13 protein-coding genes are annotated in these 12,325 nt (G+C 54.2%); 5 read left to right on the top strand and 8 right to left on the bottom strand.

All coding sequences use genetic code 11. The annotated features are described in order from the left end of the window. Positions 1 to 19 precede the first annotated feature (19 nt). Genes AC5TBW_RS12160 through AC5TBW_RS12150 form a run of 3 tightly spaced genes read right to left on the bottom strand, consistent with a single transcriptional unit; the run spans position 20 to position 4,105 of the window. Positions 20 to 778 (bottom strand): TlyA family RNA methyltransferase, encoded by a 759-nt coding sequence (locus AC5TBW_RS12160; RefSeq protein ID WP_495508814.1) that lies wholly within the window; start codon positions 776 to 778, stop codon positions 20 to 22. A gap of 30 nt (positions 779 to 808) precedes the next feature. After that, positions 809 to 2,851 (bottom strand): hypothetical protein, encoded by a 2,043-nt coding sequence (locus AC5TBW_RS12155; protein WP_495508813.1) that lies wholly within the window; start codon positions 2,849 to 2,851, stop codon positions 809 to 811. 30 nt (positions 2,852 to 2,881) lie between these two features. Next, positions 2,882 to 4,105, bottom strand: a complete 1,224-nt coding sequence (locus AC5TBW_RS12150; RefSeq protein ID WP_495508812.1) for an ATP-grasp domain-containing protein — start codon at positions 4,103 to 4,105, stop codon at positions 2,882 to 2,884. 206 nt (positions 4,106 to 4,311) lie between these two features. On the opposite strand from AC5TBW_RS12150, the gene AC5TBW_RS12145 reads away from it, so the two are divergent. From AC5TBW_RS12145 to AC5TBW_RS12135, 3 genes are all read left to right on the top strand, one after another. Next, entirely contained in the window at positions 4,312 to 4,641 is a 330-nt protein-coding gene (locus AC5TBW_RS12145) for a DUF1820 family protein (RefSeq protein ID WP_007113264.1), read from the top strand. A gap of 88 nt (positions 4,642 to 4,729) precedes the next feature. Beyond that, positions 4,730 to 5,365, top strand: coding sequence for a TIGR04211 family SH3 domain-containing protein (locus tag AC5TBW_RS12140; protein WP_495508811.1), 636 nt, complete (start codon positions 4,730 to 4,732; stop codon positions 5,363 to 5,365). Between the two features lie 53 nt (positions 5,366 to 5,418). Next, complete coding sequence (locus AC5TBW_RS12135) at positions 5,419 to 6,051, top strand: class I SAM-dependent methyltransferase (protein ID WP_495508810.1); 633 nt, start codon at positions 5,419 to 5,421, stop codon at positions 6,049 to 6,051. A 68-nt stretch (positions 6,052 to 6,119) separates the two neighbouring features. Here AC5TBW_RS12135 and AC5TBW_RS12130 read toward each other — a convergent pair whose 3' ends face one another. Next, entirely contained in the window at positions 6,120 to 6,713 is a 594-nt protein-coding gene (locus tag AC5TBW_RS12130; protein ID WP_495508809.1) for a YajG family lipoprotein, read from the bottom strand. Positions 6,714 to 6,891: 178 nt separating this feature from the next. Here AC5TBW_RS12130 and AC5TBW_RS12125 point away from each other — a divergent pair, with 178 nt between their 5' ends. Next, entirely contained in the window at positions 6,892 to 7,509 is a 618-nt protein-coding gene (locus AC5TBW_RS12125; RefSeq protein WP_495508808.1) for an alpha-ketoglutarate-dependent dioxygenase AlkB family protein, read from the top strand. Between the two features lie 57 nt (positions 7,510 to 7,566). Here the strand turns inward: AC5TBW_RS12125 and AC5TBW_RS12120 are convergent, their stop codons facing one another. The 4 genes from AC5TBW_RS12120 to cysP are packed head-to-tail and all read right to left on the bottom strand — an operon-like array spanning position 7,567 to position 11,376. Beyond that, positions 7,567 to 8,661: a sulfate/molybdate ABC transporter ATP-binding protein gene (locus AC5TBW_RS12120; RefSeq protein ID WP_495508807.1), complete on the bottom strand. Its 1,095-nt coding sequence runs from the start codon at positions 8,659 to 8,661 to the stop codon at positions 7,567 to 7,569. Continuing rightward, positions 8,658 to 9,485 (bottom strand): sulfate ABC transporter permease subunit CysW, encoded by an 828-nt coding sequence (gene cysW / locus AC5TBW_RS12115; protein ID WP_280103941.1) that lies wholly within the window; start codon positions 9,483 to 9,485, stop codon positions 8,658 to 8,660. The genes AC5TBW_RS12120 and cysW overlap by 4 nt, the downstream gene beginning before the upstream one ends. Then, complete coding sequence (gene cysT, locus AC5TBW_RS12110; protein WP_280103940.1) at positions 9,485 to 10,339, bottom strand: sulfate ABC transporter permease subunit CysT; 855 nt, start codon at positions 10,337 to 10,339, stop codon at positions 9,485 to 9,487. The genes cysW and cysT overlap by 1 nt, the downstream gene beginning before the upstream one ends. A gap of 26 nt (positions 10,340 to 10,365) precedes the next feature. Further along, positions 10,366 to 11,376 (bottom strand): thiosulfate ABC transporter substrate-binding protein CysP, encoded by a 1,011-nt coding sequence (cysP, locus tag AC5TBW_RS12105; protein WP_495508806.1) that lies wholly within the window; start codon positions 11,374 to 11,376, stop codon positions 10,366 to 10,368. Between the two features lie 223 nt (positions 11,377 to 11,599). Here cysP and rpe point away from each other — a divergent pair, with 223 nt between their 5' ends. Further along, a complete protein-coding gene (gene rpe / locus AC5TBW_RS12100) occupies positions 11,600 to 12,295 on the top strand; it encodes a ribulose-phosphate 3-epimerase (protein WP_495508805.1) in 696 nt (231 codons plus the stop codon). Positions 12,296 to 12,325: the final 30 nt, after the last annotated feature.

Raw genomic sequence — 12,325 nt, 5'->3', positions numbered from 1 at the left:
TCCTATTCAAGTCTCTTGCTTACGTTTCTTTTATGGCGTGAAGGAGAAACTCCCGATTGCCATCGCCGCCGGTAATCGGGCTCTCCTGCCAGTGGCGTATGGTCAACCCGCAGGCGTCACAGGCGCTGCGAATACTGGCATCGACGTCGGCATAACGTTTAGCGTCGCGTACCACGCCACGTTTATCCAGGGCACCGGGGTTTAGCTCAAACTGAGGTTTAACCAGCGAGATCAATTGCCCCTCCCGCGGTAGCAGGGCGGCAATTTCAGGCAGAATCAGCGTTTGCGAGATAAATGATACATCCATAATGGCGCTACCGATGGGTTGCATGGCAAGCACGCTTTTTAGTGCTTCATCGTTGCTCATGTAGCGCGCATTTAACCCCTCCAGGCACGTCACGCGTGGGTCGCCACGCAGCGCGGGTGCCAACTGCCCATGACCAACTTCGACACCAATGACATGGCGGGCGCCAAAGCACAGCGCACAGTCGGTGAAACCACCGGTTGATTGGCCTATATCGAGTACCACTGCTCCATCCAGGCGCATTGCAAGCGTTGTAAGTACCGCTTCCAGTTTCAAACCCGCGCGGGATACATAGCGCTCTTCAGGGTCGTCCTCTACTTCAAAGCGAGTATCTTCTGGCCACTTTTCTGACGCTTTAGTTAATGGCCTGCCGTTACCGGCGAGACGAATCCGGCCATGCCGAATAAGCCGCTGGGCGCGGGTACGCGAATTGGCCAGCCCTTGGCTGACCAACAGTTGATCGAGTCGCATCATAATGATTAAGAGTGTCGTTAAGAGGGCAGCTTATTCTGCATCCGGTGGGGCATTAGGGCCTTGGTCAGCCTGTAGTTCGACAGGCGGTAAACGCGATGCCCCCCAGCTACGGTGCAGGTAATATTTAACATTTTCCAACTCTTCACTGGTGACAGATACTATTTCACCGCGTTCGAGTGGATCATAATGATAAATATACAGCCGCGATGCAAAGCGTTCGAAGGGCAGTGATGCTTCACCAAAGCGTTCACCGTTACCCGATGTGCTGACAATGACACCGTCGCCCCAATCCTGACCGCTATCGTTGTTGGGATTATAGAAATAAACCCGCATAACGTCAGAAGGGTCGAGGGACGCACGCAAAATGGTGATCGCATGCCAGCCAATAAAACGCGCGGCGCTATCGGTGACCGCAATGCCCGCTGGCTGTGGATGAATCAGCGGTTGATTGCCATTGTAGTAGGGGTGATAGCTGGCGTAGAAGTGGCGTACAAAATCATCCACATCGCTTAGCTGCCCAGTGGCAACATCGACATTGATGCGGAAACCACGACCTGACCACCAGCCATGAAATTCAGGATTTACCCAGCGGTGAGGATCGCCCTCACGACCAATGCAGCGTCGCCCCATTTCGGCATAAATGCGATCCAGGTGTGGCACGACAATCAGCGACACGGGGTCTAGATCCATAGGCAGTTCAGTTGCAACGCCAGAAAGGCTCTCCATTGACGAGATGGCCTGGCCCTCGAAATGCATGATGATTTCGTCATCGCGCGCTGCCCACGCTACCATCTGCAGCAGGTAGTCCGGGTCGTTGTAGGCCCACATGGAAAGGGCTCGTGCCGATTGGCAGGTAGGGTTATTACCCTGTCCTACGCCTAACGGTAGACCCAGCATGCATAGCACGCCTTCAATTAAGCGGGCGCGGGGAGAGGCAGTGTCGCCATAGGCGATAGAGAGTCGTGCCTGTGCCCACTCTGAGAGCGGTAGATTAAGCTGACGCCACATTGCCGGGGCCACCGGCGGCTGATAAAGAATGCCGCGTTCGAGCATTAGCGCAAGGCCATAGACTGCCTGAGAGGTAGCCGGATAAACCCCACCACGAATCAGTGCTTGAACCAGCTCACGATAGCAGAGTAAGCAATCACGCCCGGTCGATGACAAGCCCAATGCTTCAGAGAGTAAATGATCACCCTCTTCAAGCAGGTGACGTAGCAATACGGCGTGATAGGGCGATACTAGCCCGGTGTCGTGCATTGCCCTGGCAAAGCCCGTGGATTCAGCCTGAAGCGCCGCTTGATCCATATGTTCCAATCGATCGCGATAAACGTCGACGCCAGGATCTTCACGGCAGGCCTGGGTAGGCCCGTAAAGCGAACTCACAAGCCGGTCGGCGCCTTGGCCGCTAGCGCCAAGGTCAATCTCTGGGTTGGCCTGGCACAGCGCAATTTGAGTGATCATCTGTTTGATCGAATCAACCTGAATAGGGCGCTGTTTCAAAATTCGCCATATCTCATCAATCAGGCGATCAACGATATGTTCGTAGCCGATGCGTTCGGCTAAATGCTGGAATAGCTGGCGGGGGATGGTCGCCAGCCGCCCTTGGGTTTCCCGCTCCGCCTCACTGGGCGGTAAAAACAGCAGCCATAAATTAATGGCCATGACCTGAGTCAGGTAATGGTGTGCATGATCGGCGGAAATCAGCGGGTGAACAAAGTCGCCTTTTGCAACGGCGAGGAGCCGAAGCTCGCTTAGTGCTTCGATGACGACCACATTGGCATCCGCGCTTTTCAGCGAGAAAGTTGTCAGGGTCGGTACCAGATATTGAGGGGTTTCCCAATCGGAGCCTAAAAACAAACCAGCGTCCTCAAACGCTTGCGCGCGGGACTCCAGTGCTTCACAACCGCCATCCAAAAGCAGCACTCGCCGCGCAGTGTCCATTACGCGCGGCAGTTTGGCGGGTTTTGAGAAGGCAGGCGCCTGCGTAAGCAGGCGCACTGCGTCATCAAATTTGCTCAACAGTCCATTGAGCTTGCTATCTTCTTGAGAAGACGTAACTTGTTCAGTCTCCACGGTGACTCCTTATCCCAGCATTAGCGGGGATTATACATAGAAGTCGAGGTCTTCTTGACGTTTTAACAGATCGCGAATCGTATGCGCATCTTCGCCTTTAAAGTAGACCAGACCCCAATGGGTACCAAACGCAGTGCGTTTGGTAACGGTTTCTTCTACTGGTGAGGTTAGCTCATGAGACTCAAAATAGGGGTGATCTTCGGTCTCTTCGGGAATTTCCAAACGGCTGACCACACGACGGCGTGGGTAAACGCCAAAGCAACCGGCAAAGCCATCGGCATCGACCACTTCTTTCGGGAAAAACTTGGCCACTTCTTCTTTTGTGGTTTTCGGGTCGAACACCAGCATAGACGCTTGATAAGCATTGAAGCCGTAAACACGCTCTAACAGTTCGAATACTTTGAAGCCGGGCGGACGATACGCCACTTCGCCAAAGTACATTTCTCCATCGCTGGTGACAAAGTATTCGGGATGAATCAAACCAAACTCAATGTCGAATGCTTTGATCAGCTTTTCAATCTGCTGGGTAATCTGCTCGCGGTAAATCTCAAGTTGAGGCGACGCGGGCACAAATACTGAATAACCCAGTGTCACGTACTCAGAGATGTTCAAGAAAGCAATTTTGCCATCATGAATCCACGCTTCAACGGCAAACTCCCAGCCATCCAGATGCGATTCCATCAACACCGGAAACTCTTCTTCAGGGATGGTGTCCACTTCGTCCGGCGTACGAATAACGCGGTGACCCAGGCAGCCTGCTTTGTCGAATGCCTTGAGGTGAATCGGGTCGTTAGGGTCGCCGTCCAGCTTTAGCAGCGTCTGGTTGACGCGTTTGAGAAAGCGCACTACGTCTTCTTTATCGTGAGCTTCTTCAAAAATACCGACGCGTATACCACCTAGCTGGGCACGACGCTTCATCAGCGCCTTATCACGTAACAGTAAAGACTGGCCATATAAGCGCGGATTATCAAGCAGTAAAGAGTTGATAGCTCCAGCCCACTCTACCGTTTCTTCGTAGAGGGGGATCGCGACATCAACACCTTTTTCTTTAAGCGTCTCGGCAATTTCCATCGAGCGATCATTGAGGCGCTCAAAATTCCAAGGTACGTAGGGAATGTCGTGTTTTTGGCAATACTCTTCTGCCCAATCAGGTGCAACGACAATGTAGCGACGGTCAAAATTTTCGGCCGCTTCAATCGCATTTAGGCTCCAGCCTAATAGAGCAATATAGCCCTTATTGGGATCCTTTTGCATGTTGATGACTCCTACTTGGTGAATAAACAGAACTGCCAAATTACCTGCCCCACCATACACGAGGGGGGCATAAGCGGCTAATGAGCGCTTTGTCCGTAGCATTAACGTAGACCCTGCCAAACGCTTCCCTTAAAGGCGTAGCGGTAGGAATATGGTAAGCTAGGCGGTTCAACTTCATGTACAAATGGCAAGAGGGATAGGCCAAGATGGCGGCCAAGCCGATCTACCGTGTGGTGGTTCACCAACAGGGTGAAATTTGGGATTTATACGTCCGAGAGATATTTCAGAGCGAACTCTGGGGCTTTATTGAAGTCGAGGAGTTTGTCTTTGACGATGCTTCACGGGTAGTGGTTGACCCTGCGACTGAAAAATTGCAGCGAACCTTCGATGGTGTCAAACGTAGCTATTTACCATTAAATGCTATTGTGCGCATTGATGAAGTAGAGCGTGAGGGCCCACTGAAAGCGGTTAAAACTGATGCCCGTGTAGCAGAGTTTCCCCGTCCCTTTCCGCTGCCACCGCGCGGTGAAGGATAAGCGTATGAGACAAGCGCACCGTTAAGTTAGTCGATAAGCGCTGTTGGCTTCGTCCGCCTTGCAGCGTTTTTAATCAGGACATGATGTCATGCTAGTAAACAGAACTCGTTATCGAAATTACGCCGCTGCAGCTGGGCTTTTACTCAGTGTTACCAGCTTCAACGCCACTGCCCAGTCTGCTAACCAAGCATGGGTGACCGATGAGCTGAGCACCTACGTGCGCAGCGGCCCCACCGACGGTTACCGGATCATTGGTACGCTCAACGCAGGTGAGCAGGTAGAGGTCTTGGAAACCAGCGGTGATTACACTCGTGTGCGCAACAATGATGGCAATGCGGTATGGGTATTGAGCGACGAGCTTCAGCAGACGCCTAGTGCGGTTGAGCAGCTCCCCGCTTTAGAAGCGCAGGTAGAAGAGTTAACCGCAGAGCTGGATGGCATCAATGAGGCCTGGGAGCAGCGTGTTTCCTCAATGACAGAAACTCTTGAGGTGCGTGAGCGCCGCATTGCAGAGCTTGAAGCCAGCAACCAAGAGCTGGATAGCCAGGCCGAGCAGTCGCGCCAGCAGGTAAGGGGGCTTCAAGCTCGCCTAGAGACACAGGAAGAAGACCTCTTGATGCGCTATTTCATGTACGGCGGCGGCGTTGCTGGCGCTGGTCTGTTGGTCGGTCTCATTGTGCCGCACCTGCCGCGTCGGCGTAAAAAGCGTGATCGTTGGTTCTAATCGCGCGCAACGAACATGCAGGCAGGGCGCATTCAAAACAAGGTGGCTAAACCATGAGCGATCAATGGCGCAAGCGTTGGCAAGAAGGGCGTATCGGCTTTCACTTGCAGCAGGCGCACCCAGCGCTATTGCGCCACTGGGAGACGCTGGGTGTTGCCAAGCACACCAAGGTATTGGTGCCGCTTTGCGGTAAAAGCCTTGATATGCGCTGGTTGGCAGATGAAGGATATCCGGTGCTGGGCATTGAGTTTGCCCCTGAAGCCATTGAACAATTTTTGGTTCAACGCAACACACCGGTATCGCGGTATCGTCAGGCAGGGTTCAACATCTCCCGTCAGGGCAGTGTTGAGCTCTGGTGCGGGGATTTTTTTCATCTGCATATTCAGCAGGCCGCAGAGATTGGCGCGTTTTATGATCGCGCCTCTTTAATTGCGTTGCCGCCAGCGACTCGCCAGCGCTATGCGTTTCATCTTGCACAGTTGGTCCCGCCCGGCGCCAAGGGGCTGCTAATTAGTTTGGCGCACAGTGAGGGAGAGGCAGGGCCTCCCTATAGTGTTCCCAGCAGCGAAATTGAAAGCCTGTTTACCCCTAATTTCACACTGACATTTCTTGAACAGGGCAGTGCCGACGAGCGTGGCCGAACAGAGAGTGTGTGGGCGCTGGAACGACGCGGGCCGCGACTCTAGAAGTAAAGAGGCGCGGCCCGCGTCGATAGTACTTTTCGTCGATAGTGCTTTGTGAAAGAAGAAATGCTTTAGCGTGCGAGTAGGCGGCCCAGTTCTGGGTCGCTGAAGACGCGGTTCATGCCATCGCTAAGTAGATCGCTAAGCATCCGTGCGTTGCTTTCAGCATCGGGCTTAAGGGCGTAGCCCTGAGTGCGACGCGAGGTGTACGTGCCCGTATAGGTAGTGCCCTTGTTTTGAGCGATAGCGCGGAATACACCTTCAAGTCGCGCTTCGTCTACCAAGGGCTGGCCGCTATCGCCGCGTGCGTAGTTCAGGCTAGCAAGCTCCAGCGTTAAACTTGGTCGGCCCTCGGCCTGCTCGGTGGTGGGGCTAAAGCCCATATCGCGTACTGCGCGCTCAGCTTCTTCTTGCAGGCGCGGAATCAACTCGTGGCTACTCACGGTGATATGGGCTGTCGACATATCGCCGCCAGCACGATTGCCAATAATGTCGCTCTCGCGGCCATCCTGAGCAATCACGGTCACCTGCTGACCTGAGCCAACTTGAGGCACTGCAGCATTGCGCTCGGGTGTCAGCTGTAAGTATTGCGGGCTGGCGCAACCAACAAGCCAAGCACTGGCAAGTAGAACACCTGAAAGTCGTAAAAATTGACGCCGAAGCATGGTCTTCCTCCGCTATGGCTAAAAGGCCAGTATAACGCGGGTAGCGTGCTGGCGGTATGTTCTGGCGATGCAAGTCTGCCACGATTGATCGAAAATGCTTCTTCGCCAAGCTCAGGACAATGATATGAGGATAGCTGCTCAGTCATCATTAAACGTGGCTCCATAGGGAATGTTGTTAATGACGAATGGCGATTTATTCGAAAATGACGATATGAAGTTAATCAACCTGCTTCCACGGGACGGAGCAGCCTATTACTTCGGCAAAATCCTAGACGCTTCTACCGCTGATAAGTACTTCAATAGGTGCGTTGACGAATTGAGCTGGGAGCATGATCGCGCTCTTATTTACGGTAAAGAGATTGTCACTAAGCGTAAGATGGCATGGTACGCAGACGAACCGGTCGAATATACCTACTCTGGATATACCAAAACGGCGTTGGTATGGCCGGATTTTTTGCGTGATATGAACCAGTTGGTGGAGAGCCACTGTGGGGATGCCTTTAACTCATGCCTGTGTAATTTTTATAGCTCAGGGGAAGAGGGTATGAGTTGGCACAGCGATGCCGAGAGGGATCTAGTTGAAAATGGATCAATCGGGGCGCTCACACTTGGCGGCGCAAGGAAGTTTTCATTTAAACATAAGGCAACAGGCGAAAGTGTCTCGCTTACGTTAGAGCACGGTAGTCTGTTGATTATGAAAGGCGCCACACAAAAGAACTGGTTACATAGCCTGCCCAAAACCAAGAAAAATATTGAGCCGCGGGTGAGCCTAACGTTTCGGCAAATGCGCTTTTGAACTAATACGAGTAGTTGTTAAAGCAAGCCACCCCAGGGCGGGGCGGCGATTGAAACGTCATGCGACGCGGGTCTGCTCCGTCGTTTTCTCGGTGACTTTGGGGAAGCGTCGCCAGTGACGGGGATGGGCGAATAAGCGTTGCCCGCGGCGTAGCGCCAAGTGCTCAAAGTCAGTGTGGCGCACGGTGGCCAGCCAAGGCTGGGCCAGCCAGTCAGCCTCTAGCTCCACGCGCACTTCGGCGCCCACCGGCGAGATCGCCGTGATAGTAACCGGTAGATGGCTCTCAGAGGTGGGTTGCTCAGTTAACCGCACTTCATGGGGGCGCAGCAGCAGCTCTTCATGACCATCGGGTAGATCAACGTGCCAATAGGCGTCGCCGCAGGTGAGTACGCCGTTGGTCACTTTGCCTTCCAGATGGTTTACATCACCTAAAAACTCAAACACAAAGCGATTTTTCGGCGTGCGGTAGAGCTCATCGGGCGTATCAACCTGTTCGATGCGGCCGTTGCTCATTACCACCACACGGTCAGATAACTCCAGCGCTTCTTCCTGGTCGTGGGTAACGAAAACACTAGTGAAATTGAGCTCGTCGTGTAAATGACGCAGCCAGCGACGTAGCTCCTGGCGCACTTTGGCATCGAGTGCGCCAAACGGCTCATCCAGTAGCAATACTTCAGGCTCCACGGCCAGAGCGCGGGCCAGCGACACCCGCTGCTGCTGGCCGCCCGAAAGTTGGGCAGGGTAGCGATTGGCAAGGTGCTCCAGCTTGACCATTTCCAGTAGCCTAAACACCCGGGCACGAATCTCTCCGCTGCTGGGGCGGCGTTTACGCGACAGCACGGTCAGACCAAAAGCCACGTTGTCGTAGACACTCATATGGCGAAATAGCGCATAGTGCTGGAAGACAAAGCCAATCCGCCGGTCGCGCACATGCACGTTCGTCACGTCGCGGTCGCCAAACAGGATTTTACCTGGCTGGGCGGTGCGGTCGGCATTTTCCAGGCCGGCGATAATCCGCAGCAGCGTGGTTTTGCCCGAGCCCGACGGGCCGAGTAAGCCTACCAATTCACCTTCGTGAATATCCAGGTTGATCGGCTCTAACGCCTGGGTATTGCCGAAGTGCTTAGCGATATTGTGTAAGTGAATGCTCATGCAAATGCCTCCCGGCGCGCTGCGCGCCATTCCAGCCCGGCCTTGGCGGCGAGCGTCAGTAGGGCAATAAAGGCGAGTAGGGCCGCGCAGGCAAACGCCCCCACGGCGTTATAATCCTGATACAGCTGCTCAAGGTGCAGGGGTAGCGTATTGGTTTTACCGCGAATAGCGCCGGAGACTACCGAGACAGCGCCAAACTCCCCCACAGCCCGGGCGTTAGTCAGGATAACGCCATAAAGCAGTGCCCAGCGGATGTTGGGCAGCGTAACGCGACGAAAGGTCGTCCAGCCGGAGGCGCCCAGGGTCACCGCCGCCTCCTCTTCACGGGAGCCCTGAGCCTGCATCAACGGGATCAGTTCCCGGGCCACAAAGGGGCAGGTAACAAAAATGGTCACCATGAGAATGCCCGGCCAAGAAAACATCAGCTGAATATCATAGCCGTCCAGCCAATTGCCGATCCAGCCGTTGCGGCCATACAGCAGCAGGTAGATAAGGCCAGCAACAACGGGCGAGACCGCAAAGGGAATATCGATCAGGGTTTGCAGAATGCGCCGTCCCGGAAAACTGAAACGCGTGACCAGCCACGCCAGGGCAACGCCAAATACCAGACACACGGGAATGGTCAATAGCGCAATCATCAGCGTCAGACCAATCGCGTGCAGGGTAAAGGTGTTACTGACGTTCGACCAGAACACCATGACGCCCTGGGAGAACGCCTGAGCAAAAATGGCCACCAGCGGCAACAGCAAAAACAGCGCTGATAGTACCAAGGCGGCACCTATCAGCAGGCGCCGGATAAGCGGCGCATCACCAATTCGACGCATTACCCCTTACCTCCATGCAGGCGGCGCACAAAGCGGCCCTGCCAAACATTAATCGCCAGTAGCAGCGACAGCGATACAAACAGCACCACCGACGCAATCGCCGAGGCCCCTGCATAGTCATACTCTTGCAGCTTGACGAAAATCATCAGTGCGGTGATCTCCGTTTCGTAGGGCATATTACCGGCAATAAAAATGATTGCTCCGAACTCGCCCAGCGAACGAACAAACGCCAGCCCCGTACCGGTCACCAAGGCAGGCCAGATATGCGGCAAGATCACGCGGCGAAAGGCCACCCCGTCGGTGGCACCCAGCGACATAGCGGCTTCATCGACCTCAGCGGGCAAGTCTTCCAATACCGGCTGCACCGTGCGCACCACGAAAGGGATACTGGTGAAGGCCATGGCCAGAGCGATACCCACCCAGGTATAAGCGACTTGAAACCCTAGCGGCTCCAGCAATCCACCCATCCAGCCGCTGCTGGCGTACAGCGTTGCCAGGGTAATGCCGGCCACGGCGGTGGGCAGAGCGAAGGGGAGATCCATTAAGGCATCAAGTAAGCGTTTGCCAGGGAAGTCGTAGCGAACTAGGACCCAGGCCAGTAACAGGCCAAACACGGCGTTAATTAGCGCCGCAACGGCTGCCGCGCCAATGGTGACCATATAGCTGGCCACTACACGACCTTCGGTGATGATCGCCCAGTATTCGGCAAGGCTAAGCCCTGCTAACTGGCCAAACAGACCGGTAATCGGTAACAGCAGCACCAGCGAGATAAACAGCACGCTGATACCCATAGAAAGGCCAAAACCCGGCAGCACGCGTGTGCTGCCGGTTCGCCAGGTGGCAAGTTGACTCATAGTTCAGGCTGGCTCATAGGTGAGTATTAGCGGCGCTGTAACTGGTCGAGAAGGCCACCGCTGCCGAAGTGAGTTTCCATTGCTTCATCCCAGCTACCAAACACATCGTTTACTTCGAGCAGTTCGGTTTCTGGGAACTGGTCAGCGAACTCTTCGACCACGGTCTCGTTATGCACACGATAGTTAAAGCCTGCCAGCAGTCGCTGAGTCTCTTCCGTATAGAGATACTCTAAGTAGCTTTGGGCCAGATCGCTGTTACCGTTGCGCTCAGCGTTTTCGCCAACCACGGCAACAGGGAACTCAGCCAAGATGCTGACCGGCGGCACAATCACCTCGTAATCGTCGCTGCCGTACTCGCTGCGGATGTTGTTAACTTCAGACTCGAAGCTAATCAGCACATCGCCAATTTCACGCTCGATAAAGCTAGTGGTTGCGCCACGGCCGCCGGTATCAAATACCGCTACATTGGCTAAGAAAGTACGCATGAAATCTTCGATTTGCTCTTCATCGCCATCGAATTCGTTCTCAGCAAAGCCCCAGGCAGCTAGATAGGTGTAGCGACCATTACCCGAGGTTTTCGGGTTAGGGAAGACCACTTCTACATCTTCTTGGACTAGGTCGTCCCAGCTTTCGATGCCTTTGGGGTTGCCTTTGCGTACCAAGAAGGCAGTAGTGGAGTAATAGGGCGATGCATTGTTCTCAAACGCATCCTGCCAATCTTCTGCTACGAGACCTGCATCCGCGAGTACCTGTACATCGGTCACCTGGTTAAAGGTCACCACATCGGCACGCAGACCCTGCAGAATGGCGCGGGCTTGGGCTGAAGAACCGCCGTGAGACTGGCTGATGGCGATCTCTTCACCGTGCTCTTCCTGCCACTTGGCTTGAAACTCTGGGTTGATCGCGGCAAACAGCTCGCGAGCGATATCGTAAGACGAGTTGAGCAGTTCCCGCTCCTGGGCAACGGCGGTACCACTTACCGTAACGCCTAGCGCAATGGCAACCAGGCTGCGGCGGAAAATTGTGGGCAATGCCATAGAAAAACTCCTTAAAACAGTTAGCGCAAAGTATCGCCAAAAAGTAGTGTCGCAATGTAGGTAAGGTTAAATCTATCAATGTGGAATTACAATCATGTTTTATATTCTATTTAAGAATATGGGTGTGCGTAGATGACCAATGCAAAGGCGTGTAAGTGATGGGCTTGGTGGGGGGCTCTGTTAAGATAGTCAACTCATTCCCCTGTTAATTTAGGAAAGTGTTATGACCGCTGCGCAGGACTTTTTGATTGCCCCCTCTATCCTTTCCGCTAACTTTGCGCGGCTTGGCGAAGAAGTGGATAACGTGCTGGCTGCAGGCGCGGATGTGGTGCACTTCGACGTAATGGATAATCACTATGTACCCAACCTCACCATCGGCCCGATGGTGTGCAAAGCGCTGCGTAAGCACGGGGTGACAGCGCCGATTGATGTGCATTTGATGGTTAAGCCGGTAGACCGCATGATCAGCGACTTTATTGAAGCGGGCGCCAGCTACATTACCTTTCACCCCGAAGCGTCTGAGCACGTTGACCGCTCGCTGCAGCTAATTCGTGATGGCGGCTGTAAAGCAGGTCTGGTGTTTAATCCGGCTACACCGCTCTCCTACCTCGACTATGTGATGGATAAGATCGATATGGTGCTGCTTATGAGCGTCAACCCCGGATTTGGTGGGCAGTCATTTATCCCCGGAACGCTCGACAAGCTGCGCGAAGCGCGGGCGCGCATTGATGCATCAGCGTTTGATATTCGTTTGGAAATCGACGGTGGGGTGAAAGTGGACAACATTGCCGAGATTGCCGCAGCGGGTGCCGATACCTTTGTAGCAGGGTCGGCGATCTTCAGCGCCCACCAAGCCAGCGACACCCACGGCTATGACACAGTCATTAAGCAACTGCGGGCGGCGCTGGCAACGGCATAACTAGCGCAGCATGACTTAGAGCAGCAAAAA

The sequence above is a fragment of the Vreelandella sp. ssv genome (genome assembly GCF_059448525.1).
This window is presented reverse-complemented; position numbering and strand designations above follow the sequence as displayed.